Consider the following 22375-nt stretch of genomic DNA (forward strand, 5'->3'; position numbering starts at 1 on the left):
TCTAGAACATGCCGAGCTTGAAATGATGACCGACGATCTCGCGAAACTTCTTCACCACCTGGAGCGTATCGCGCAGAAGGTGGCGTTCCATGCTGGACAGCTGCGCCGGTCGCACCAGTGTCCCCGATGTGCCGGCGGACGCGGCCAGCTGCCCGTCGAGCCGAAGCATCAGCAGGAAACGGAAGGCCTGTTTCAGGTCGCGTCCAAAGTCCGCTTGCAGCACGCCGAGGTCACATAGCCGGGAGATGCGCTTGTCGGTGGAGGTCTCGCGCAGTCCCTGTTCGAGCGCCAGACTGCGAACGCCGTGCACGATCGGAAAGATGCCACCTTTCTTGAGGTCGAGCGCGTCTCCCGTACCCTCGGACGTGATCAGATTGTTGAAGAGGCCGATCGGCGTCTCGAACGCGTCGACCGCGCGCGCAAAGTGGGCCATGAACGCCTGCTCGCCCCGGGTCATGTCGATCAGCGCCGACTTGGCGTCGTCCAGCAATTGCTGATCGCCCGCGATCGCCTGCGCATCGTAGATGATGGCCACATTCATGTGCCCGTCCTGGCTGGGAAGCACGATCCAGCGGCGCAGATCTGCGAGATAGTCGGAGAGCGGCCTCGACCATGCCGGGTTGCGCACCATGATGTCGCCGGGACAGGGTAGAAAGCCGAAGCTCTGGAGCGCGGCGAAGAATTCGTGACGGAACGTCTCCAGGACTTCACCCTGCACCGGACCGGGCAGGATAAGGCCGTTGTCCTGGTCGGTCCGTACGGTCTGCTCCCCCCGCCCCTCGCTTCCCATCACGATCAGACAGCTGCCGGTGCGCAGTTCGGCCGGCGCGACCATCTCGAACAACCGCGACAGGAGGCGCCGGTTGAGATCGGAGACGATCTCCGCAATGACTTCCACCTTGACGCCCTGCCGCCGCAGCACGCGCGTTTGCGTCTCGATCTCGCGCGCCGCGGTGGCAAGGTCCTGCGGGCTCGAGGCGCGGTCGATGCGGCCGGCGGTGACCTGGGCGCTTCCGGCCAGAAATCCCAGAAGATCGATCTCCTCCAGAATTCCGACGAATTCATCGTCCTCGCGCACGACGAGCCTGCGCTTGTTGTGCTTCGTCATCAACAGGAGAGCCGAAGATACGAAATCGTCACGTCGCAAGGACACGATGTCGTAATTCGCGAGCGTTCCGACCGGAGTCTGGATGGACTGGCGCCGCAGCACCACGGCCTTGGACAGATTCATGCCTGTCACGATGCCGATCCGCTCGCCGTCCCGGACGAACAGCGCATTGCTGTTGATCTCGCGCATCAGGTGACCGGCGGTCTCGATCGTATCGCTGGCAGCCAGAAACACCGGCGGATGCAGGAACAATTCGCCGACCTTGGCATGCATCAAGGAGCCGTAACGTCGCGCCTCCTCGTCGTTGGCGAGCTCGTCCAGCTTCTGGGATATCTCGCGGTAAAAGAACGCGGCAAAGCGTGGATTTGCCCTGATCAGATCGAGGGCGACCCTTCTGGGGATCACGTAGCAGAGCGTCTCGTCACGGGCGATGAACCGGTGGCCGTTGTGATCGTGAACGAGCGCGCGACTGTCGAACGTGTCCTTGGGGCCGAGCAATGCGAGCAGGTCAACCTCGCTCCGCTCCTCGACGATGCCCTTGATCACGACATAGAGCGCCTCCGCCGGAGCGTCCCGCCGGATGATCGCTTCTCCCGGACTGAAGTAGGCGATGTCGAGCGCGGCCCGCAACGTCTCGGCCTCGTTCGGCGTCAGACGATCGAACGGCGGGTTGTTGATATCGAACGCCTTCGGCATTTCGACCTTTCGAAGATGCGGACGATCCACCCGACGATCGACCATCTAACGAGCCGCACCGGCGGGGCGAGCTGACCCGGCCGGTGCAGAAGCGGTGTCCTTGGACCCTCGTTCAGTGAGCCGTCGCCGAGGCAGCTCCGATACCGGTCTGGGACCGGACATATTGCGCATCAAAGCCGTCGCGATCGACCGCGGCACGCTTGCTGCGATCCAGGATCGAGACCAGCCAGATCCCCGCAAAGGCGATGGCCATCGAGAACAGCGCCGGATTGTCCAGCTTGATGGGAGCGGAGCCCTTGGCGAAGCCAAGCGTCACCTCCCAGACTGCCGGCGAGAGCACCACGCCCACGACCGCGCTGATCAGACCGAGGAAGCCGCCGACCACGGCTCCCCGAGTCGTCAGGCCCTTCCAGAAGATCGACGTCACCAGCACGGGGAAATTGCAGGACGCCGCGATGGCGAAAGCAAGGCCGACCATGAAGGCGACGTTCTGGTTCTCGAACACGATGCCGAGGACGATCGCAAGTACGCCAAGCACCAGTGTCGCGATCTTCGACACGCGGATCTCGTCCTGCTCATTCGCGTTACCGCCCTTGATCACCATGCCGTAGAGATCGTGGCTGATGGACGATGCCCCCGCCAGAGCCAGCCCTGATACGACGGCCAAGATCGTGGCGAAGGCGACGGCCGAAATGAAGCCAAGGAACAGATTGCCACCCACGGCATTCGCGAGGTGAATCGCCGCCATGTTGGAGCCGCCCTTGATCGCCGCGATTCCGCTCTTGGTCTTCTCGAGGATGCTCCCGTCCAGGAACATCGCATCGGTCGAAACCAGCGTGATTGCGCCGAAGCCGATGATGAAGGTCAGGATGTAGAAATAGCCGATGAAACCCGTGGCGTAGAAAACCGACTTGCGGGCGGCCTGGGCGTCCTTCACGGTGAAGAAGCGCATCAGGATGTGAGGCAGGCCCGCCGTTCCGAACATCAGCGCCAGGCCGAGCGAGACAGCGGAGAGCGGATTGGAGATCAGGGTGCCGGGCTCCATGATCGCGAGCTTCTTGGGATGCACTTCCGTTGCCTTGGCGAACAGCGCTTCCGGACTGAACCCGAACTTGTAGAGAACGGCGCCGGCCATGAACGTCGCCCCCGAGAGCAACAGCACCGCCTTGATGATCTGCACCCACGTCGTCGCCTTCATTCCACCGAACGTCACGTAGATCATCATCAGGCCGCCGACCAGGACGACCGCGATCCAGTAATCGAGACCGAACAACAGCTGGATCAGCTTGCCGGCCCCGACCATCTGCGCGATCAGGTAGAATGCAACGGTTACCAGCGAGCCGCATGCCGCCAGGATCCGGATCTCGGTCTGCCCTAAACGAAACGAAGTGACGTCGGCAAAGGTGAACTTTCCGAGATTGCGCAACTGCTCGGCGATCAGGAAGGTGACGATCGGCCATCCCACGAGCCAGCCGACGGAGTAGATCAGGCCGTCGTAGCCGGAGGTGTAGACGAGACCCGATATGCCGAGGAACGACGCCGCCGACATGTAGTCGCCTGCGATCGCAAGTCCGTTCTGGAATCCCGTGATTCCGCCGCCGGCCGAGTAGAAATCTGCAGCCGACGCGGTCCGCTTGGCGGCCCAATAGGTGATGACGAGCGTCAGGCCGACGAACCCGACGAACATGCCGATCGCCGCCCAGTTGGTCGCCTGCTTCGAGCCGCCCTCGACGGCGCCGGCCGCGAGCGCGATGGTGGGAATGCTTGCGAGCAGAATGACCGGTAGCCAGGTGAATTTCTTCACGAGCGGTTCTCCTCGACGATTTTGCGGATGAGCACGTCGTAGCTGGAGTTCGCCTGGCGGACGTAGATGCCCGTCAGCACGAAGGCGAGCACGATGACGGACAGTCCAATCGGAATACCGATCGTCGTCACACCGGTGCCCAGCGGTATTCCCAGAAACTTGGGAGCGTAGGCGACCAGCAGGATGAAGCCGAAATAGATGACAAGCATGATCGCCGACAGCAGCCAGCCCAGCGACGAACGTCGGCGCACCAGCTCCTGGTAATTCGGATCGCGTTCAATCTTTGCGAGGTTGCTCATGTCAATGATCCCTGGATGATCCTCTGAAATCTGTTGCCATGACGGCAGCCCCTTCTCTCGGGGGACTATTCCAGCCTGCACTGATGGCCGACAGAGCTCCATGATCCAGATCAAGCGCGATCGATCCCGCTGCGATGTGTCCGCAGGGCCGTCCGTGCGTCCGACGCGAGGCAGAGAGGCGATGGCTCGGGAACCATCCGCGCCTGCCGACCAAATGGCCCGTGTCGCTTCCGCGCATTTGGGATTAGGCTGGACGGAATTTGCATCAGCGCATCGCGGATGACCCGGCTCCACGATCGAGGACGATCGGCATTTTCTGCCCAAGCGATTTCCAGCCCAACCGATTTCCAGCCCAAGCGATCTGCAAGCAAGGGAATGATGAAGGGATAGCTCCAATGTCGACACCCGAACCGATCAAGTTCACCGACGGCGCGGCTTACGAACGCTTCATGGCACCCTGGAGCCGATCGGCCGGGGCACTTTTCCTGGATTGGCTGGCGCCGGGACCAGACCTGTCATGGGTCGACGTCGGCTGCGGAAACGGCGCATTCACGGAGATGATCCTCGCCGGAGCTGCTCCCTCGCACGTGAGCGCGATCGATCCGTCCGAAGCTCAGATCGCAGCGGCACAGCAGCGGATATCGGCGAAGCAGGTCGAGCTTTCGGTTGGCGATGCGTTGGCGCTTCCCTATGACGATGCGCGCTTCGATGCGGCTATCATGGCGCTGGTGCTGTTTTTCGTGCCCGATCCCAAAAAGGGTGCGGCCGAATTGGTGCGCGTGACCAAGCCCGGCGGCATGGTCGCGTCCTACACCTGGGACATCACGCGCGGCGGCACGCCGACACAGCCCTTGTGGGAGGAACTGGATGCCATGGGCCAGCCGACGGCGCGCCCGCCGAGCGCGGATGTCTCGCGTTTTGCGGCCCTGAAGGCACTCTGGGCAGAGCTGGGGCTCCGCGATGTCGAAACCCGCGAACTCGTCGTCGAGCGGACGTTTGTGAACTTCGACGACTATTGGCTGTCGATGGTCGTGAGCAGTCCGACCGGCGTCGTGGGAAAGCTGTCCGATGCAGAGAGCGCCGAGTTGAAACGCCGGCTGCAGGACAGACTTCCGGCAAGCGCGACAGGAGCGATCACGGTCCACGCCTGGGCGACGGCGATCAAAGGGCGAAAAGCCGCGTGACGCGCGGCCCTTACGTCGCCGCCTTCTTCGGCTTCGGCTTGGCCGCCCTCGGCACCGGCTGCGGCTCGGGATTGCCCTCGATCGAGGACAGGCGGCCGGAGGTGAAGGTGTAGATGCCCGCGCGAGGACCGGTGCTCCAGGTGACGACGGCGACGCGTCGGCCGACGGCGTCAGTGGACAGGTTGACGTTCGAAGGCGCGCCGATGCCGCGCACAACGTCGCATTCGGTATGCCCGAGCGCGACCGTGCCGCCCATCGGTGCGGGGGTCGTCGTCGACGCATTGGCGTCGGCGGGCCCGGGAGGCGGCGCCATGCCCGGACAGGCGCCGTCGGCGCTGACGAGGTCCTCGGCTCCCACCGGCTTGTCAGGCGTGAGCGGCGGCGATTCGATCGAGATGTTCTTGATGAAGAGACGCCCCGGCTTCTGGAACCATTCTGCGTCCTTCGACAGCAGATCGGTCCCCGAGCAGCCCGCGAGCAGCGGTGCTACGGCGGCCAACGCAATCATGAGCGAGCCGGGAAGCTTTTGATGTCGCACGATAAACCAAATTCCCCGCGTGAAGGACCAGCCCTAAGCGATTGTCCCAACATCCCTTTGCGGCACGAAGGTGACAAAAGCCAGCATCGCCCGAAAAGTGCAAATTATCATTAATTGCTGGCGGCCGCTAATTCCGCTTCTGCCACCGGCCCCGCTCGTCGGCCTGCCAGTAGGTGACATCAAATCCCCGCGCCTTGCAATCGGTCCAGGCCGCGCGGGCGAGCGCAAGCGCATCCGGATCGTCGCCGTCGAACAGCAGGACCATGCGCTCATAGCCCTGCGAGTCCTCCGGCAGTACGGCATTGTCGATCAGGAAGCGGACATTGGCACCGTTGGGATTGCCCCCCTCGATCGCCAACACGATCGGCTGATCGGCGACGTCGTTCACCCGCCACGTCGCGTGCGGCAGGAAGGAATCGTCGCGATAGGTCCACAAATGCGAATCGAGCGCATCGGCGCGTTCCTCCGAACTCGACTGCACCACGACGCGCCAGCCGCGCTCGAGCGATTTCTCGAGAAGCGGCGGCAACACATTCTCCACCGTCATGTTTTGGAGATGGTAGAACAATACTTCAGTCATCTCGGGTCATTTGCGCTCGTAGTGGTCGGAGACCAGGCGATCGAGCAGGCGGACGCCGTAGCCGCTTCCCCAGCTCTGGTTGATGTCGGTCTTCGGCGCGCCCATGGCGGTGCCTGCGATGTCGAGATGCGCCCAGGGCGTGCCGTCGACGAAGCGCTGGAGGAACTGCGCCGCGGTGATCGAGCCGCCATGGCGGCCGCCGGTGTTCTTCATGTCGGCAAACTGGGAATCGATCAGCTTGTCGTATTCGGGGCCGAGCGGCATCCGCCAGACCTTCTCCCCACTCTCGACGCCGGCCACGAGCAGCCGGTCGGCGAGTTCGTCATTGTTGGAGAACATGCCGGCGTGCTCGGTGCCGAGCGCCACCATGATCGCGCCGGTCAGCGTCGCCAGGTCCACCATGAATTTCGGCTTCGCCTTCCTGGCGACGTACCAGAGCACGTCGGCCAGAACGAGGCGGCCCTCCGCGTCGGTATTGATGATCTCGATGGTCTGACCGGACATCGAGGTGACGATGTCGCCCGGCCGCTGGGCGTTGCCGTCGGGCATGTTCTCGACGAGGCCGATGGCGCCGACCACGTTGACCTTGGCCTTGCGCGCAGCGAGCGCATGCATCAGGCCGACGACGCAGGCCGCGCCTCCCATGTCGCCCTTCATGTCCTCCATGCTGCCGGCCGGCTTGATCGAAATGCCGCCGGTGTCGAAACAGACGCCCTTGCCGACGAAAGCGACCGGCGCCTCGCCTTTCTTGCCGCCGTCCCAGCGCATGATCACGGTGCGGCTCGGCCGCGCCGAGCCCTGGCCGACGCCGAGCAGCGCACCCATGCCGAGCTTCTGCATCGCCTTGACGTCGAGCACCTCGACATTGACGCCAAGCTTGCGGAGCTGACCGGCGCGGCGCGCGAACTCCTCGGGGAAAAGCACGTTCGGCGGCTCGTTGACGAGGTCGCGCGCAATGACCACGCCGTCGATGACGTGGCCGGCCGAGGCAAACGCCTTCTTCGCAGCACCGGCATCGCCCACCGCAAGCGAGACGTCGGCGCGCGTGCCGCCCTCCTCGCCCTCCTTCTTCTTCGTCTTGTAACGGTCGAACTTGTAAGTGCGTAAGCGAAGGCCCGAGGCGATCGCCACCGCCTGCTCGCTCGTCATCGCGCCGCCGGGCAGCTCCGCCATGATGGTCATGGCGCTGGTGCCGGAGGGCAGCTTGCTCGCGGCCACCCCGCCGAACTTGAGGAGATCGTTCGCCTTCAGGCCGGTCGCCTTGCCGGCGCCGATCACGATCAGCCGGGTCGCCTTCACGCCCTCCGGCGCCAGAATGTCCAGCGCTGCCCCGCTTTTGCCCTTGAAGGCGGCCGCGGCCGCCGCACGCTTCACAAGATCGACAGCGCCGCCCAGTGCCTTGGCCGTCGCCGGGCCGAGCTTCAGGCCGTCATCGCAGAACACCACAAGGATGCCACGGGGGGCGGCAGACAAGGGGACAAAGCCGACCTTGATGGCATCGGACATGGGTAACTCCTTTAATGCATGAAACTTTTCGCCGTTCGGCGGTGCCGGTCCCAGCCGAAGCTGAACGGCGATTCACTGGGGCTTGCCCTACTATGGGCCAGCGGGCTGCCCGATGCCAAGCGCCGCCGTGGCCGCCCGGCCACAACCAGCGAAATATTAACCATATATTGAAGGTGCCACGGGGCAGCCATTTTGTTGACGGATCAAAGGGATGGTAGTGAGAAAGTGAACCACCGGAAGAGCTGATGGCCAACCTTGGGGATCCCCTGATGGGGGATTGGTTGGACAGCCGGAATTCTGGTCGACATCGGGGCTGATGGGGATTCGTGCGGTAGCGCATGGGGTCGATCGATAGGTATATTTTCCGCACGACGCTGGCGTCGTTTGCGTTGGTCCTGGTCAGCCTCACCGGCGTGATCTGGATTACGCAGGCGTTGCGCGGCATCGACCTGATGACGAGCCAGGGTCAGACCATCCTCACCTTCCTCGGCATCACCAGCCTGGTCATCCCGGCCCTGGTCCTGATCATCTCGCCGATCGCGCTGATGATCGCGATCTCGCACACGCTCAACAAGCTCGCGACCGATTCCGAGATCATCGTGATGAATGCCGCCGGCTTCTCGCCGTTTCGGCTGTTCTATCCGTTCTTCTATGCCACCTGCGTGGTGGCGCTGCTGGTTGCCTTCATCGCGGCCTATCTCGCCCCCGACGGCATGCGGCGGATCAAGCAATGGGACGCCGAGATCACCGCGGACGTGCTCACCAACATCCTCCAGCCCGGCCGCTTCGCCCAGCTCGACAAGAACCTCACGATCCGGATCCGCGAGCGCCTGCCCGGCGGCATCCTCGCCGGCATCTTCATCGACGACCGCCGCGATCCCAACGAGCGCGTCTCGATCGTGGCCGAGCATGGCGAGGTCGTGAAGAACGAGACCGGCTCGTTCCTGGTGCTGGAGACCGGCAATCTGCAGCGCTTCGAGGCGGGCAAGCGCGATCCCGCGCTGGTGGCCTTCGGCCGCTACGGCTTCGACATGTCGAAGTTCTCGGGCCAGGGCCGCGACGTCACCCTCGGCATCCGCGAACGCTATCTCTGGGAGCTGTTCTCGCCGTCCGAGGACGATCCAGTCTACAAACAGATTCCCGGCCAGTTCCGCTCGGCCCTGCACGACAGCATCCTGGCGCCGATCTATCCCTTCGCCTTTGCGGTACTGACCTTCGCCTTCCTGGGCGCGCCTCGCACCACCCGCCAGAGCCGCAATTTCTCGATCGGCTCCTCGATCATCGCGGTGTTCGGCCTGCGCATGGCCGGCTTCGCCTGCTCGGTGATGGCGGTGAAATCTCCAGGCGCGGTGCTGGCCCAATACGCGATGGTCATGGGCGCCATCGGCGTCGGGCTGTGGATGATCGTCGGCGGCCTCGTGGTCGAGCCGCCCCCTGGCCTGATGGAGGCCATCAACAGGTCGAACGCACGGATCGCGCGGCTGTTCGGACGCCCGGCCGCCGCATGAGCATGCTCACCAACACACTCGGGCGCTATTTCGCCGGCCGCTTCGTGGTGGCGGCGCTCGGCGTGTTCGCCAGCATCTTCCTGCTGCTGGTGCTGGTCGACTACATCGAGATGGTGCGCAAGACCTCGGGCCTCGCCTCCGCCTCCGCGATCATGGTGGCCGAGACCTCGCTGTTCCGGGTGCCGCAGCTGCTGGAGAAGCTGACGCCGTTCTGCATGCTGATCGGCGCCATGACCTGCTATCTCGCCCTCTCCCGCCGGCTCGAGCTCGTGGTGGCGCGCGCCGCCGGCATCTCCGCATGGCAGTTCATCTCGCCGGCGCTCGGCAGCGCACTCTTGATCGGGGTGATCGCCACCGTCGCCTACAATCCGATGTCGGCCAATTTGCGCGAAGCCTCCAAGCGCATGGAAGCCGAGCTGTTCGGCTCGGCGCCCGGCGGCGGCATCCAGGACGCCTCCGGCTTCTGGCTCAATCAGGTGACCAGCGACGGCCAGACCATCATCAACGCGGCGCGGAGCGAGCAGCAGGGCATCCGGCTGACGGGGCTCACGCTGTTCCGGTTTGACCCGGACCAGCACTTCAAGGAACGGGTCGAGGCGCGCGAGGCGACGCTCGAGGCCGGCCGTTGGCTGTTCAAGGGCGTCCGCCGCTTCTCGCTGGACGCGCCGCCGATCGAGCAGGCCAGCCTGGAGATTCCCACCACGCTGACCGAGGCGCAGGTCCGCAACAGCTTTTCCACACCCGAGACTGTGTCTTTTTGGCAACTACCGAGCTACATCCGCTCCTCCGAGAGCTCGGGCTTCGCGACAGCCGGTTACCGACTCCAGTATCAGAAGCTTCTGGCACAGCCGTTTTTGCTTGCGGCCATGGTGATGCTCGCGGCCTCCGTGTCGTTGCGCTTCTTCCGGATGGGCGGCGTGCAGAAGATGGTTTTGAGTGGCGTGGGCGCAGGCTTTCTGCTCTACGTTCTGTCGAAAGTAACTGAGGATTTGAGCAAGGCTGAGTTGATGCATCCGATCGCTGCGGCGTGGTTGCCCGTTGTGGTGGGCGGCCTCACCGGCTTTTTGGCCTTGCTCTATCAGGAGGACGGATAGTGACTGCCGTCCACCGAGGGCTCGTGTCTCGTTTGACGCGGCGCATGTTGGTGCGTGCGGACGGGTGCGGCTGGTCCATTCGCAGGCTCCTGCTCGCTGTCGCCGCTGCCGCCTCGCTCGGCGGGCTGATCGGCGCTGCCACCGTGGCGCCGGCCAGCGCCCAGAGCTTCACCTACAATCCGCTGCCGCCGCGTCCGAAGCCGCCGAGGGTCGCCAACGACAACCAGATGCTGGTTCAGGCGACCGAGGTCGACTACGACTACAACAATTCGCGCGTCTCCGCGGTCGGTAACGTCCAGCTGTTCTACAACGGCACCAGCGTCGAGGCCGACAGGGTCATCTACGATCAGAAGACCAAGCGGCTTCATGCCGAAGGCAACATCCGCATGACGGATGCCGACGGCAAGATCACCTATGCCGAGATCCTGGATCTCTCCGACGATTACCGCGACGGTTTCGTCGATTCGCTGCGCGTGGACACGGCCGACCAGACCCGCATGGCCGCGAGCCGCGCCGACCGCTCCAGCGGCAACTACACGGTGTTCGAGAACGGCGTCTACACGGCCTGCGCGCCGTGCAAGGACGATCCGAAGAAGCCGCCATTGTGGCAGGTCAAGGGTGCGCGCATCATCCACGACCAGCAGGAGAAGATGCTGTATTTCGAGACCGCACAGCTCGAATTCTTCGGCGTGCCGCTCGCCTACATGCCCTATTTCTCGACGCCCGACCCGACCGTGAAGCGGAAGAGCGGCTTCCTGATACCGGGTTATATTTCCGGCACGGACAACACGGGCTATGGCGTCGAGGTTCCCTATTATTGGGCGATCGCGCCCGACATGGACGCAACCTTCACCCCGCGCATCCTGTCGCGGCAAGGCGTGCTGCTGCAGGGCGAATTCCGACAGCGCCTGATCGACGGCGCCTACCAGATCCGCGCGTACGGCATCAACCAGCTCGATCCCGGAGCGTTTGCCGGGCAGCCCGGCGACCGCGACTTCCGCGGCGCCATCGACACCAAGGGTCAGTTCGCATTGAACGACAAATGGGTCTGGGGCTGGGACGGCGTCCTGATGTCCGACTATTATTTCTTCTCGGACTACCGGCTCTATCAGTACCGCGACCCGCTCAGCTCGTTCCTGCTGCTGCCGACGGAAGCGCTGTCGCAGCTCTATTTGACCGGCGTCGGCAACCGCAGCTACTTCGATGCGCGCACGATGTACTGGCTGAGCTATTCGGGCAACCAGAGCCAGGTGCCGATCGTCTATCCCGTGATCGACTACTCCAACGTGCTCAACTATCCGGTGTTCGGCGGCGAGTTCAGCTACAAGACCAATTTCGTGAACCTGTCGCGTGACGATGCGGTGTTCGATCCGATCACGACGGTCGCCAACACCAGCAGCCTGTGCACCACGGCGTCGGCCGATCCGCTGGCCCGTACCCCCTCGCAGTGCCTGCTGCGCGGCTTCCCCGGCACCTACACCCGCCTCACGGCGGAGGCGCAGTGGCGCAAATCCTTCACCGATCCGCTCGGCCAGATCTGGACGCCGTTCGCCAGCCTGCGCGCCGACGCGATCAACTCCTCGGTCTCCAACCAGCCCGGCGTGTCGAACTACCTGCCCGTCGGCGACACCCAGGCGTTCCGCCTGATGCCGACCGTAGGCCTGGAGTACCGCTATCCGTTCATCAACATCCAGCCCTGGGGCTCGACCACCGTCGAGCCGATCGCGCAGATCATCATCCGCCCGAACGAGACCTATGCCGGCAAGCTGCCGAACGAGGACGCCCAGAGCATGGTGTTCGACGCCTCGAACCTGTTCAGCGTGGACAAGTTCTCCGGCTACGACCGCGTCGAGGGCGGCGGCCGCGCCAATGTCGGCGTGCAGTCCACCACGCAGTTCGACCAGGGCGGCGCCGTCAAGGCGCTGTTCGGCCAGTCCTACCAGCTGTTCGGCCTGAACTCCTTCGCGGTCCAGGACACCATCAATACCGGCCTCGATTCCGGCCTCGACAAGCCGCGGTCCGATTACGTCGCAGGCGCCAGCTATTCGCCCAACAGCACCTACACGTTCAGCGTCCGCTCCCGCATGGACGAGCAGACCTGGAACGTGCAGCGCTTCGAGGCGGAAGGCCGCGCCAACTTCAATCGCTGGTCGGTCAGCATGCTGTACGGAAACTACGCGGCCCAGCCGGAGCTCGGCTATCTGACCCGCCGCGAGGGCATCCTGACCACAGGCTCGCTGAAGATCGCGACCAACTGGGTGGTGTCGGGCTCGGCGCGCTGGGACCTCGAGGCCAACAAGATCAACCAGTATGTGGTCGGGGCCGGCTATGTCGACGATTGCTTCGTGCTGGCAGCGAACTATGTAACTTCGTATAGCTATTCGGCGGGCACCGCACCGCCCGTGCTGAGCCACGCGTTCATGTTCCAAATCGGCCTGCGCACGCTGGCGAACTCGTCGACGACCAGCGGTCCCACCGGCCTCCAGTGAACGGTTTGAAGTGCCGGCCGCGTATGCCTCATCACGACGCGGTTGACCTGCGAGCGACATCATGACGATCCCATCGACTGTCTTCCGCTTCCTTCTCGCCCTCGGTGCGGGGCTGATGCTGACCGGCCTGCCCTCGCCGTCGCACGCGCAGAACATCGTCGTCATGGTCAACGGCGATCCGATCACCGATTTCGACATCGAGCAGCGCTCCAAGCTGGACCAGCTGACGACGCAGAAGACCCCAAGCCGGCAGGAGGTCATCAACGAGCTGATCGACGACAAGGTGAAGCTCAAGGAGGGCAAGAAGTACGGTGTCGACCCCGGTGTCTCCGACATCAACCAATCCTATGAAGGCATGGCGCAGCGCATGCGCATCACGCCGGATCAGCTCACCAAGTCCCTCGAATCCAAGGGCGTCCGACCCGAGACGCTGAAGGGCCGCATGAAGGCCGAGATGGTCTGGACCAGCCTGGTGCGCGGCCGCTACAAGGAGCGCCTCCAGGTCGGCGAGCGCGACGTCGCGCAGGCCGTGCAGGCCCAGACCGGCGAGAAGCTTCAGGTCGAGGGCACCGAATACAAGATGCAGCCGATCGTGCTGATCGTGCCCCGCGGCTCGTCCGCTGCGTTCCTGGAAACGCGGAAGAAGGAAGCCGAGACCTATCGCACGCGCGTCGGGAGCTGCGAGGAAGCCAATTCGCTGTTCCGCTCGACGCCGAACGCCACCATCCGCGACACCGTCACCAAGACCACCGCGGAGCTGCCCGAACCGCTGCGCAAGGTGCTCGACGACACCCCGATCGGCCATCTGACCGCGCCCGAGGTGACCAAGGCAGGCATCGAGATGGTGGTGCTGTGCTCGCGCAAGCCGACCATGATCGACACGCCGAAGAAGCGCGAGGTCCGCGAGAAGATGTACCAGGAGAAGTACGAGAAGACCCAGAAGGCCTATCTCGATGACCTCCGCAAGGCCGCGATGATCGAATATCGCAACCGCTGATGGCCAAGTCCCTCCTAGAGCCTTCCGCCAAATCCGCAGCCGAGTCCGCAGCCAAGCCCCTTGCCCTGACCCTGGGAGAGCCCGCCGGCATCGGCCCGGACATCACGATCGCGGCCTGGCTCAGGCGCCGTGAGCTGAACCTGCCCGCCTTCTACTTGCTCGGCGACGAGGCGCTGATCGCGCAGCGCGCCAAGGCGCTCGGCGCCGATATCAGGATCGCCGCGTTGAGCCCCAGTGAGGCCGCTTCCGCCTTTACTGATGCCCTGCCTGTGGTCGCGACCGGCGAGCGCGCGACCGCCGAGCCGGGCAAGCCCGACGCATCCAGCGCGCCGGCCGCGCTCGCCTCGATCCGGCAGGCAGTCGTCGATGTGCGCGCGGGTCGCGCCGGCGCCGTCGTCACCAACCCGATCGCCAAGAGCGTGCTCTACCGCGCCGGATTCCGTCATCCCGGCCACACCGAATTCCTCGCCGAGCTTGCCGCGGAGAACGGCCGCGTGCCGCAGCCGGTGATGATGCTGTGGTCGCCACAGCTCGCCGTTGTGCCCGTGACCATCCACGTCTCGATGCGCGACGCGCTGGGAGAGCTCACCAGCGCCCTGATCGTCTCGACCGTCCGCATCGTCGCCACCGAACTGAAATCCCGCTTCGGCATCGCAAGGCCGCGCATCGCGGTCTCCGGCCTCAATCCGCATGCCGGCGAAGACGGATCGCTCGGCCATGAGGAGCAGACCGTCATCGCCCCGGCGCTGAAGGTGCTGCGCAACGAGGGCATCGAAGCCAGGGGCCCGCTGCCCGCCGACACCATGTTCCACGAGGCTGCGCGACAGACCTATGATTGTGCGGTCTGCATGTATCACGACCAGGCGTTGATCCCGATCAAGACGGTCGCCTTCGACGATGCCGTCAACGTCACCCTCGGCCTGCCCTTCATCCGCACCTCGCCCGATCACGGCACCGCCTTCGACATCGCCGGCACGGCCAAGGCCAATCCGGCGAGCCTGATCGCGGCGCTCAGGCTTGCGCGCCGCATGGCCGCCTCCCAAAGCTGATGGGCGCGATCGACGACCTCCCGCCGCTGCGCGAGGTCATTCGCCGGCACGCGCTGTCGGCCAGGAAATCGCTCGGCCAGAACTTCCTGCTCGACCTCAACCTGACCGCGCGCATAGCGCGCGCGGCTGCGCCGCTGGACGAGGCGACCATCGTCGAGATCGGCCCCGGCCCGGGCGGGCTGACGCGGGCGCTGCTCGCGCTCGGCGCCCGGCGCGTCATCGCCATCGAGCATGACGAGCGCGCGATCCCCGCCTTGCAGGATATTTCGGCGCGCTATCCCGGCCGGCTCGAGATCGTGCATGGCGACGCCATGACGTTCGATCCGCGCCCGCTGCTCTCAGGCGAACGCGCCAAAATCGTCGCCAACCTGCCCTACAACATCGCGACCCAGCTTCTCATCAACTGGCTCACCATCGAGCCCTGGCCGCCCTGGTACGAGATGATGGTCCTGATGTTCCAGCGCGAGGTCGGCGAGCGCATCGTGGCGCGCGAGGACGAGGAGGCCTATGGCCGGCTCGGCGTGCTCGCCAACTGGCGCTGCGAGACCAAGATCCTGTTCGACATTGCGCCGTCCGCCTTCGTGCCGCCGCCGAAGGTCACCTCCTCCGTCGTGCGCCTGATACCGCGCGCAGAACCGCTTCCATGTGACCGAAAACTGCTCGAGCAGGTCGCTGCCGCAGCCTTCGGGCAGCGCCGCAAGATGCTGCGGCAGAGCCTGAAATCACTGGGTGTTGATCCCGCGCGGCTTGCGCAGGCGGCCGGCGTCGACGCGACGCGGCGCGCCGAGACCATCCCGATTCCAGGCTTTGTTGCCATGGCGCGCGAATTGGCCGATATACGCAGCGAAACCTGACAATCAGAATTTCGGAGGAAGGAATATGGCGTTGATGCGTCGGCAATCCCTGGTCAAGTTCGATGCGCCGCTGTGCGAGACCATCGTGGACACGCCCAAGCCGCAGGGCCGCGAGGTGCTGGTGCGCATCGAGCGCTGCGGCCTCTGCCATTCCGACCTGCACATCCAGGACGGCTATGCCGATCTCGGCGGCGGCAAGAAGCTCGACACCACGCGCGGCATGACGCTGCCTTTCACGCTCGGCCACGAGATCGCCGGCGTCGTCGACGAAGTCGGCCCGGATGTCGCGGCCAGCCTCGTCGGTGCCAGGAAAGCCGTCTTCCCCTGGATCGGCTGCGGCCAGTGCCGCGATTGCCTGAACGGCGACGAGAACCTCTGCGTCAAGCAGCGCTTCCTCGGCGTCTCCATCGACGGCGGCTTTGCCACCCACGTGCTGGTGCCCGACGCGAAATACCTGCTCGACTACGATCCCCTTCCCGTCAACCAAGCCGCGACCTTGATGTGCTCCGGCGTCACCGCTTACGGCGCGCTCAAGCGCCTGGTCGACCGTCCGCGCCAGCGCAACCTGCTGCTGATCGGCCTCGGCGGCGTCGGCATGATGGGCCTGTCGTTCGCGCAGGCGATGTTCAAGCAGCCGATCACGGTCGCCGACCTCTCGCCGGCCGCGCGCGAGACCGCGCTGAAGAACGGCGCGGCCTTTGCCTATGACCCGGCCGAGCCTGACGTCATCAAGCGCATCCTCAAGGAGACCGAGGGCGGCTTCGACGAGATCGTCGATTTCGCCGGCAACGAGAAGTCGATGGCGTTCGCGGTTGCGGTCGCCGCGCGCGGCGGCAAGATCGTGGTCTCCGGCCTGATGGGCGGCCAGTTCACGCTGCCCATGGTGCAATGGGTCTACAAGCGCATGACCATCGAGGGCTTCATGGTGGGCACGCTCGCCGAAGCCCACGAGCTGATGGCTCTGGCGCGCGCGGGCAAGATCAAGCCGACGCCAATGCGCGAGGAGCCGATGGGCGACGTCCAGAAATGGATCGACGAATTGCGTGCCGGCAAGGTCGTCGGCCGCATCGTGCTGAAGAACTGACGGAAGCGCGGCGGGCACGACGCAAGTCTGGCCCGCCGCACGGAACGCCTGCGGCTGCGCTGCGTTGGCAGCGCATGTCGATCCGTTGCACCGTTGAAAGCGCATTCTTCATCGCCTGGAGCTGCCTGGAAAAGAGCGGCGAGCTCGGTCCGCCGGACGAGAGCGCGAACTTCCTGCTCGACGCGATCGAGGCGCAGCTCAGGACCGGTGAACGCCGGCAATTGATGCTCGCCAACAGGGCGATCGACGCGTACCGCGCCGCGGCTGACGATCCTCGCTGCCGTCCAGCCCGCTGAAGTCCAGGGCAATCGCATTTGAATATTGCAGAGGTCGTTATGCCCGGCCATGACGCTGTGGAGACAGCCGGTGCCCATAGCCACATCTCATGAGCGATAGCCCTGCGCTGAAGTCCGCGACGCTGTGCTCTAATTTTCCACGTCCGAACGTCCGTTGTGTGCACTTTGGAACCGTCGGTTCCGCCGCGGAAACGTAGGTTTCCCGCTGGCGCCGATTCCCGGCCCGCCAAGAGAACACATTGTGACCGGTCGGCCCCAGAACGATCTGCTCCGGCAGCTCAATCACCAGGACTTCGAACTGCTCGCGCCGTACCTCCAGCCGGTCGAACTCGAGGCGAGCCACATCCTGCATCACGCCGGCGACGACGTCGCAGCGGTTCATTTCCCCTGCGGTCCCGCGCTCGTGTCCTTTGCGGTGCCGGTCGAGGACGATCGCGAGGTCGAAAGCCTGCTGGTGGGACATGAGGGCGCGGTGGGCATTTCCCCCGGCCGCACGCCTTCGCTCGCCTATTCGCGCATCGTCGTGAAGCTCGGCGGCACCCTGGTCCGGCTGCCGCTGCGCGCGCTCGAGCAGGCGCAGCAGAGGTCGGCAACGCTCCAGGAGGTCTTCTTGCGCTATGCCGACTGCCAGTTCGCGCAGCTGCTGCAGACCGCGGCCTGCAACGCTGCGCATTCGATCGAGCAGCGCGCCGCCAAGTGGATCATGTCCGCGCAGGAACATATCGGCGGAGCCGAGATCCCTCTCACCCACGAGCAGCTCGCCGGCATGCTCGGCGTCTCCCGCAGCTATGCCAGCCGTGTCATCCAGATGTTCAAGGCGAGGCGCATCCTCGCGACCCGCCGCGGCGCCATCCTGATCCTCGACGCATCGGCACTCGAAGCAAGAGCCTGCTGTTGCAACAACTGGGTGAACAAGTATTTCGACGAGGTGCGGGGCGCAGCGGCAGCCGCCGAGGGCTGATGCCTCCATCTCACGCAAGCGGCGGCGACTGCCGCTTCAGGTGCAGATAGACCGGACTGAAATCTCCGAGCCGCTGCAACTCGCGCCATTTCAGCACGATCAGCTCCCCCTCGCGCAGATCCATGACGCCGCTTCGCCTGAGGTCGGCGAGCGTACGGTTCACCGTCGCGATCGCCATGCCCAGCGTCTCGCCGAGCTGGGCCAGGCTGATCGGCACGCGGCAGCGATTGCCGCGGACCAGATCCGCCGCGCGGGCGCGGTAGAACAGCTCGCAGAACAGGTGCGCCATGCGCGCCTGCATCGGCCGGGCGCTGTTGTTGGTGATGGCCTCGCGAAAGATCGCCGCGTCGAGCAAAGTCTCGCGCCACACGGACAGCGCAAAGGTTGGCCGCTGCCGGAAGGCGATGAACAATTCGCGATGCGGGATGAAGGCGACTGAGGCCGGCCCCAGCGCGCTCAATCCGTGGTCCATCTGGTCGATGAACAGCCCCTGCGCATCCGGAAGGTCGCCGGTGAGATGGAACGCCAGGTACTGCCGCCGCCCGCTCCCGAGCAGGTGGTAGCGCGCGACCATGCCGGAGACGACCAGCACCGAATGTTCGGGTTCGTCGCCCTGACGGATGAAATCCTCGTTGGGCTCCAGATCGCGCAGCGTGAAGGTGAGCGCCCGGATTTCCGCGATGTCCTCCTCTGCCAGAGCGGTATGCTCGGAAAGGTTCCGGATCAATACGTCGTGGGCTTTTTCCATGGGGCCGCCAAAAATCGCGCCGGTTCTATCAAATGATACGTCCGGCTTGCATTCAGCGGATTAGAACGCGTGTCGAGAGCACAGGTTGCTGACCGGTTTGCCACCGTACCAAGTCGCATCCAACCCGTCCCCCTCGACCGCGAACGAGCCGTCCCTTCATGAGCCCTACGACCATCCTGGAGCGCATCTGCAGGCTATTCACATCAGATGCGAGCGAGCACCTCGACAGCATCTGCGGTGCTATCGTCGCTGGCACGCTGAAAGAGCCGGTCCGGCCAATGTCCGATCAGGAACTCGCCCGCGCCATCCGCGAGTTCCGCTCCGCGCCGGTCTCCGACGGGACCCTCGCAAAACTCTCGCAGCGCTTCGTCGCGGCGTCGGTGCCGCGAGACGTCTGAAGCAGCACGCGAGGCTCATGCCGCATCCGAAGTTCATCGCGCGTCTCCAGGCGATCGAAGGCCTGTCCGAGGACGAACGCCGGCAGATCGCAGGCTTGCCGTCTACGCTGCGCCAGGTCGCGGACGGCGAGATCGTGCTGCGCCAGGGTGAGACCGCTTCACGCTGCGTCTTCGTCGTCAGCGGCTTCCTCTACCAGGCCCGCATCGTCGGCGATCGCAGCCAGATCCTCGCCTTCCACGTTCCCGGCGACATGCCGTGCCTGCACACGCTGCTGGTCTCGCCGCTGGATGCGGACCTCGTCGGGCTCGGCTCGACCATCGTCGGCACCGTCGCGCACAGCCAGCTGCGCCAGCTTCTCGACGGCTCGATCCACCTGACCCGCGCCTTCTGGCGCGAGACGCTGATCGACGCGGCGATCTCGCGACAATGGATCGCGCGCCTCGGCGCGCAGGCAGCGCTGCCCAAGGTCGCGCATCTCATCTGCGAACTTGCCGCAAGGCTGGAGGTCGTCGGCCTTGTCAGGGAGGGCAGTTTCCAGATTCCGATGACCCAGCGGCACGTTGCGGACGCCTGCGGGCTCTCGAGCGTCCACGTCAATCGTACCATCCAGGAGCTGAGGCATCGCGGGCTGATTGCATGGGAGGGCAGCGAGATCGAACTGCTGCAGCCCGACGAACTGCGTAAGCTTGCGGATTTCAGGCCTGATTATCTGTGCTGAGCGCAGTGCCGCACGAGGCGCTCGTACGTCGAATCTCCTCCCGCTCGGATTCGACCTCCTCGGCGTCTTCGTCGTCGACCTTCATGACGTGGTCGCGGCCGGCCACCTTGAGCAGCTCGTCGAGCTTGGCGTGAATCGCCTGGGTGTCGCGGTGCTCGGCGCGCTGGATCACCAGCGTCATGCCCCATGTCGCCAGCGTCGCGAACGAGTGCCATTCGAGTCCGTTGCCCAGCGTGATCCAGGCGAGGCCATAGACCACGTAGACGGCGAACGCGGCCGGGCGCGAGGTGGCGACGCCGATCTCGGTGAGCCAGCCCTTTGACTTCGGGAGAGACATGTGCGGCAACTCGCGTAGGCCGCCGGCGTTCCCGCGGAAGCCGAAGATGCGCTGGCCAGGTCGCCCTCTAGGATCGCGAGGAATGCGGCCGCCAGTGTCTGAGCAGCGGACCGCCGGCCCCCAGCACAGGATCCGTCTTCGGCTTGCGGACCTTGGCGATGCGCTTGATCGCGTCAGTCCGCTCCCGCGTGTCGGTGCACTCGTCGTACGTGCCGTCCTGCGGGTAGGCTCCGACGACCAGAAAGTCCCGGCCGGACTCGATCAGCCGGTGGCCCGTGCCCGCGGGTAGAACCAGAACGTCACCGGCTTTCACATTGAGGATGCGACCCTTGATGCCGCCGCACTCGATCCTGGCCGTGCCGCGCGCCACGCCCATCACTTCATGGATCTGCGAATGGTAGTGGACGAAATCGTACACGGTGTCGCGCCACGACCGGGCCCAGCCGTTCGTGGCGAACAGCGTGTCGATGATGACCTCGGGCGGAAAACGCCGGCCCTTCAGCTTCACCGCCCCGCGATAAAGCAGCGCCGGCAGTTTCGGATTGTTCGGCACGATGCCATCGTCGCGAAAATGGATGGCAGTCGGTTTCCGCGCCCGCACCAGCGCCCGCAGCGTCGCCGCGTCGGGATGCTCCTCCACGAGCTTCCTGGCAAAATTCTTGATCTGATCCTTGACCGGCATGCCTGCTCCTCAGCCGCGATTCAACGACGGCGGAGGCGAGAAGTTTCGAGGTGGAACGGCGCTTGATCGGGAGCAAGGACTCAGTCCCCTCCCACGGAGCTGAGCTCCCGGGCGTGCAGCAGTTTCGCTTGTGCGAGAGCGACGTCGTAAGATGCGTCACGCCCATTGGGAGCAGCCGGCAAGAGCGGACGCGGAGGGCAGCCCTCGCGCTTGGTACAGCCAAAATTCACAATCTTGGTACTGTTTTCGTGACGAGGCGCAACGCATCTATTCGCTATAACCACGACCGGAGCGATCCCGATAGTCAGTCTTAGTTGGGAGCCCCGGTCAATGCAGACGAATAGACCGCAGACACCCGGACAACACTGCCACGCCGCCGCGGCGTGTGGATAGCCGGCGCGTTCCCGCTCGCTGCAACAGTTGCACCAAGAGACAAGGACCGAGGAGATAATTCCCATGAAGGCGATCGTCGTAACGGAACAGGCCGCGGGAACGGCCGGGTTGAAGCTGGTGAACCGGCGCGATCCGATGGCATCGATAAACGAGGTCGTTGTTCAGGTTCATGCGTCGGGATTTGTTCCGACCGAGCTCACGTGGCCCTCGACCTGGACCGATCGTCTCCAGCGTGACCGAACACCGTCGATCCCAGGACACGATCTGGCTGGAGTGGTTAGCGCTCTCGGATATGGCACTACAGGATTATCGGTGGGGCAGCGGGTATTCGGCCTCACAGACTGGTACCGCGACGGCACGCTGGCCGAGTACGTGGCGGTCGAGGCACGCAACCTCGCGCCGCTACCGGGTGACGTCGACTTCACGGTGGGCGCGAGCCTGCCAGTCTCGGGCCTGACCGCATGGCAAGGGCTGTTCCAGCACGGCCGTCTCAAGGCGGGGCAGAGCGTCCTCGCACACGGCGCGGCCGGCGCAGTCGGTTCGATGGTGACGCAACTCGCACGAGAGGCCGGCGCCCACGTCATCGGCACCGGACGCGCCGCCGACCGTCAGACGGTGCTCGACTTCGGCGCTAAGGAGTTCGTCGACCTCGACAACGACGCCCTGAACGACGTCGGCAAGGTCGATCTGGTGTTCGATGTTATCGGAGGTGACATCCAGAAGCGATCCGTCGGCCTGCTTCGATCTGGAGGAACGCTGGTGTCGATCGTGGGGCCGGCCGAGGCACGGCCCGCCGACGGTGTGGCGGTCGACTTTGTCGTCGAGGCCGACCGGGCCCAACTGAGTGAGATCGTCCAGCGGGTGCGGGATGGACGACTGCGGACGAACATCGGGAATGTCTCGACTCTCGACGGCGCCGCTGCCGCCTTGAATCCGACTACGCGACGCAAGGGAAATACGATCATTCGCGTTCGCCCCTGAACGACACACGCCCGTGGATGCACGCGGCCGGCCGGCCCTGTCTGGCTCGGCCGAACGTTGAGAAAATGTC

22 protein-coding genes are annotated in these 22375 nt (G+C 64.8%); 13 read left to right on the plus strand and 9 right to left on the minus strand.

Annotated features, from left to right (window positions below):
* Position 1: 1 nt before the first annotated feature.
* The 3 genes from IVB23_RS03450 to IVB23_RS03460 all read right to left on the minus strand — a co-directional run bounded on the left by IVB23_RS03450 (position 2) and on the right by IVB23_RS03460 (position 3907).
* On the minus strand, positions 2–1804 hold the full coding sequence (locus tag IVB23_RS03450) for a putative nucleotidyltransferase substrate binding domain-containing protein (RefSeq protein WP_247802464.1): 1803 nt from the start codon (positions 1802–1804) through the stop codon (positions 2–4).
* Positions 1805–1916: 112 nt separating this feature from the next.
* Positions 1917–3581 (minus strand): cation acetate symporter, encoded by a 1665-nt coding sequence (locus tag IVB23_RS03455; RefSeq protein WP_247804745.1) that lies wholly within the window; start codon positions 3579–3581, stop codon positions 1917–1919.
* 23 nt (positions 3582–3604) lie between these two features.
* A complete protein-coding gene (locus IVB23_RS03460) occupies positions 3605–3907 on the minus strand; it encodes a DUF485 domain-containing protein (protein ID WP_131871568.1) in 303 nt (100 codons plus the stop codon).
* Positions 3908–4167: 260 nt separating this feature from the next.
* Between IVB23_RS03460 and IVB23_RS03465 the strand changes: the two genes are divergently transcribed.
* Complete coding sequence (locus IVB23_RS03465; RefSeq protein WP_247802465.1) at positions 4168–5091, plus strand: class I SAM-dependent methyltransferase; 924 nt, start codon at positions 4168–4170, stop codon at positions 5089–5091.
* Positions 5092–5101: 10 nt separating this feature from the next.
* On the opposite strand, the gene IVB23_RS03470 is transcribed toward IVB23_RS03465, so the two are convergent.
* From IVB23_RS03470 to IVB23_RS03480, 3 genes are all read right to left on the minus strand, one after another.
* A complete protein-coding gene (locus IVB23_RS03470) occupies positions 5102–5590 on the minus strand; it encodes a hypothetical protein (protein ID WP_082821883.1) in 489 nt (162 codons plus the stop codon).
* A 166-nt stretch (positions 5591–5756) separates the two neighbouring features.
* The gene (locus IVB23_RS03475; RefSeq protein ID WP_061876475.1) at positions 5757–6209 is read right to left on the minus strand and encodes a DNA polymerase III subunit chi; all 453 of its coding nucleotides are present in this window, start codon (positions 6207–6209) and stop codon (positions 5757–5759) included.
* Positions 6210–6215: 6 nt separating this feature from the next.
* Entirely contained in the window at positions 6216–7715 is a 1500-nt protein-coding gene (locus tag IVB23_RS03480) for a leucyl aminopeptidase (RefSeq protein WP_247802466.1), read from the minus strand.
* A gap of 338 nt (positions 7716–8053) precedes the next feature.
* On the opposite strand from IVB23_RS03480, the gene lptF reads away from it, so the two are divergent.
* From lptF to IVB23_RS03525, 9 genes are all read left to right on the plus strand, one after another.
* The gene (gene lptF / locus IVB23_RS03485) at positions 8054–9223 is read left to right on the plus strand and encodes an LPS export ABC transporter permease LptF (RefSeq protein WP_061876473.1); all 1170 of its coding nucleotides are present in this window, start codon (positions 8054–8056) and stop codon (positions 9221–9223) included.
* Complete coding sequence (lptG, locus tag IVB23_RS03490; protein WP_028178692.1) at positions 9220–10317, plus strand: LPS export ABC transporter permease LptG; 1098 nt, start codon at positions 9220–9222, stop codon at positions 10315–10317. Before lptF ends, lptG begins: the two co-directional genes overlap by 4 nt.
* A 44-nt stretch (positions 10318–10361) precedes the next feature.
* The gene (locus IVB23_RS03495) at positions 10362–12806 is read left to right on the plus strand and encodes an LPS-assembly protein LptD (protein ID WP_247802467.1); all 2445 of its coding nucleotides are present in this window, start codon (positions 10362–10364) and stop codon (positions 12804–12806) included.
* A 61-nt stretch (positions 12807–12867) separates the two neighbouring features.
* Complete coding sequence (locus IVB23_RS03500; protein WP_197966686.1) at positions 12868–13803, plus strand: SurA N-terminal domain-containing protein; 936 nt, start codon at positions 12868–12870, stop codon at positions 13801–13803.
* Positions 13803–14852 (plus strand): 4-hydroxythreonine-4-phosphate dehydrogenase PdxA, encoded by a 1050-nt coding sequence (gene pdxA, locus IVB23_RS03505; RefSeq protein ID WP_247802468.1) that lies wholly within the window; start codon positions 13803–13805, stop codon positions 14850–14852. The genes IVB23_RS03500 and pdxA overlap by 1 nt, the downstream gene beginning before the upstream one ends.
* The gene (gene rsmA / locus IVB23_RS03510) at positions 14852–15706 is read left to right on the plus strand and encodes a 16S rRNA (adenine(1518)-N(6)/adenine(1519)-N(6))-dimethyltransferase RsmA (protein WP_061876469.1); all 855 of its coding nucleotides are present in this window, start codon (positions 14852–14854) and stop codon (positions 15704–15706) included. Before pdxA ends, rsmA begins: the two co-directional genes overlap by 1 nt.
* A gap of 25 nt (positions 15707–15731) precedes the next feature.
* Positions 15732–16790: an alcohol dehydrogenase gene (locus tag IVB23_RS03515; RefSeq protein ID WP_061876468.1), complete on the plus strand. Its 1059-nt coding sequence runs from the start codon at positions 15732–15734 to the stop codon at positions 16788–16790.
* Between the two features lie 74 nt (positions 16791–16864).
* Entirely contained in the window at positions 16865–17086 is a 222-nt protein-coding gene (locus IVB23_RS03520; protein WP_061876467.1) for a hypothetical protein, read from the plus strand.
* Between the two features lie 241 nt (positions 17087–17327).
* Positions 17328–18047, plus strand: a complete 720-nt coding sequence (locus IVB23_RS03525) for a Crp/Fnr family transcriptional regulator (protein ID WP_197966689.1) — start codon at positions 17328–17330, stop codon at positions 18045–18047.
* 10 nt (positions 18048–18057) lie between these two features.
* On the opposite strand, the gene IVB23_RS03530 is transcribed toward IVB23_RS03525, so the two are convergent.
* Positions 18058–18795, minus strand: coding sequence for a Crp/Fnr family transcriptional regulator (locus tag IVB23_RS03530; RefSeq protein ID WP_061876669.1), 738 nt, complete (start codon positions 18793–18795; stop codon positions 18058–18060).
* 158 nt (positions 18796–18953) lie between these two features.
* Between IVB23_RS03530 and IVB23_RS03535 the strand changes: the two genes are divergently transcribed.
* Positions 18954–19193, plus strand: coding sequence for a hypothetical protein (locus tag IVB23_RS03535; RefSeq protein ID WP_247802469.1), 240 nt, complete (start codon positions 18954–18956; stop codon positions 19191–19193).
* A 17-nt stretch (positions 19194–19210) separates the two neighbouring features.
* Positions 19211–19912 carry a Crp/Fnr family transcriptional regulator gene (locus tag IVB23_RS03540; protein WP_061876671.1) on the plus strand — a complete coding sequence of 234 codons (702 nt, stop codon included), beginning with the start codon at positions 19211–19213 and terminating at the stop codon, positions 19910–19912.
* Here the strand turns inward: IVB23_RS03540 and IVB23_RS03545 are convergent.
* Both IVB23_RS03545 and IVB23_RS03550 read right to left on the minus strand, forming a co-directional pair.
* Complete coding sequence (locus IVB23_RS03545; protein WP_247802470.1) at positions 19890–20249, minus strand: low affinity iron permease family protein; 360 nt, start codon at positions 20247–20249, stop codon at positions 19890–19892. The two genes, IVB23_RS03540 and IVB23_RS03545, sit on opposite strands and share 23 nt — an antisense overlap.
* A 67-nt stretch (positions 20250–20316) precedes the next feature.
* Positions 20317–20931, minus strand: coding sequence for a cupin (locus IVB23_RS03550; RefSeq protein WP_061876673.1), 615 nt, complete (start codon positions 20929–20931; stop codon positions 20317–20319).
* Positions 20932–21387: 456 nt separating this feature from the next.
* Between IVB23_RS03550 and IVB23_RS03555 the strand changes: the two genes are divergently transcribed.
* Positions 21388–22305, plus strand: a complete 918-nt coding sequence (locus IVB23_RS03555; protein WP_247802471.1) for an NADP-dependent oxidoreductase — start codon at positions 21388–21390, stop codon at positions 22303–22305.
* Positions 22306–22375: the final 70 nt, after the last annotated feature.

The organism is Bradyrhizobium sp. 191, assembly GCF_023100985.1.
Lineage (GTDB): Bacteria > Pseudomonadota > Alphaproteobacteria > Rhizobiales > Xanthobacteraceae > Bradyrhizobium > Bradyrhizobium diversitatis.

What these genes read in the sequence shown, in the direction of transcription:
- IVB23_RS03450 (WP_247802464.1), bottom strand. Translation starts at nt 1,804, where the DNA reads ATGCCGAAGGCGTTCGATATCAACAACCCGCCGTTCGATCGTCTGACG.
- IVB23_RS03460 (WP_131871568.1), bottom strand. Translation starts at nt 3,907, where the DNA reads ATGAGCAACCTCGCAAAGATTGAACGCGATCCGAATTACCAGGAGCTG.
- IVB23_RS03475 (WP_061876475.1), bottom strand. Translation starts at nt 6,209, where the DNA reads ATGACTGAAGTATTGTTCTACCATCTCCAAAACATGACGGTGGAGAAT.
- IVB23_RS03480 (WP_247802466.1), bottom strand. Translation starts at nt 7,715, where the DNA reads ATGTCCGATGCCATCAAGGTCGGCTTTGTCCCCTTGTCTGCCGCCCCC.
- lptF (WP_061876473.1), top strand. Translation starts at nt 8,054, where the DNA reads ATGGGGTCGATCGATAGGTATATTTTCCGCACGACGCTGGCGTCGTTT.
- lptG (WP_028178692.1), top strand. Translation starts at nt 9,220, where the DNA reads ATGAGCATGCTCACCAACACACTCGGGCGCTATTTCGCCGGCCGCTTC.
- IVB23_RS03495 (WP_247802467.1), top strand. Translation starts at nt 10,362, where the DNA reads ATGTTGGTGCGTGCGGACGGGTGCGGCTGGTCCATTCGCAGGCTCCTG.
- IVB23_RS03500 (WP_197966686.1), top strand. Translation starts at nt 12,868, where the DNA reads ATGACGATCCCATCGACTGTCTTCCGCTTCCTTCTCGCCCTCGGTGCG.
- pdxA (WP_247802468.1), top strand. Translation starts at nt 13,803, where the DNA reads ATGGCCAAGTCCCTCCTAGAGCCTTCCGCCAAATCCGCAGCCGAGTCC.
- rsmA (WP_061876469.1), top strand. Translation starts at nt 14,852, where the DNA reads ATGGGCGCGATCGACGACCTCCCGCCGCTGCGCGAGGTCATTCGCCGG.
- IVB23_RS03515 (WP_061876468.1), top strand. Translation starts at nt 15,732, where the DNA reads ATGGCGTTGATGCGTCGGCAATCCCTGGTCAAGTTCGATGCGCCGCTG.
- IVB23_RS03520 (WP_061876467.1), top strand. Translation starts at nt 16,865, where the DNA reads ATGTCGATCCGTTGCACCGTTGAAAGCGCATTCTTCATCGCCTGGAGC.
- IVB23_RS03530 (WP_061876669.1), bottom strand. Translation starts at nt 18,795, where the DNA reads ATGGAAAAAGCCCACGACGTATTGATCCGGAACCTTTCCGAGCATACC.
- IVB23_RS03535 (WP_247802469.1), top strand. Translation starts at nt 18,954, where the DNA reads ATGAGCCCTACGACCATCCTGGAGCGCATCTGCAGGCTATTCACATCA.
- IVB23_RS03540 (WP_061876671.1), top strand. Translation starts at nt 19,211, where the DNA reads ATGCCGCATCCGAAGTTCATCGCGCGTCTCCAGGCGATCGAAGGCCTG.
- IVB23_RS03545 (WP_247802470.1), bottom strand. Translation starts at nt 20,249, where the DNA reads ATGTCTCTCCCGAAGTCAAAGGGCTGGCTCACCGAGATCGGCGTCGCC.
- IVB23_RS03550 (WP_061876673.1), bottom strand. Translation starts at nt 20,931, where the DNA reads ATGCCGGTCAAGGATCAGATCAAGAATTTTGCCAGGAAGCTCGTGGAG.
- IVB23_RS03555 (WP_247802471.1), top strand. Translation starts at nt 21,388, where the DNA reads ATGAAGGCGATCGTCGTAACGGAACAGGCCGCGGGAACGGCCGGGTTG.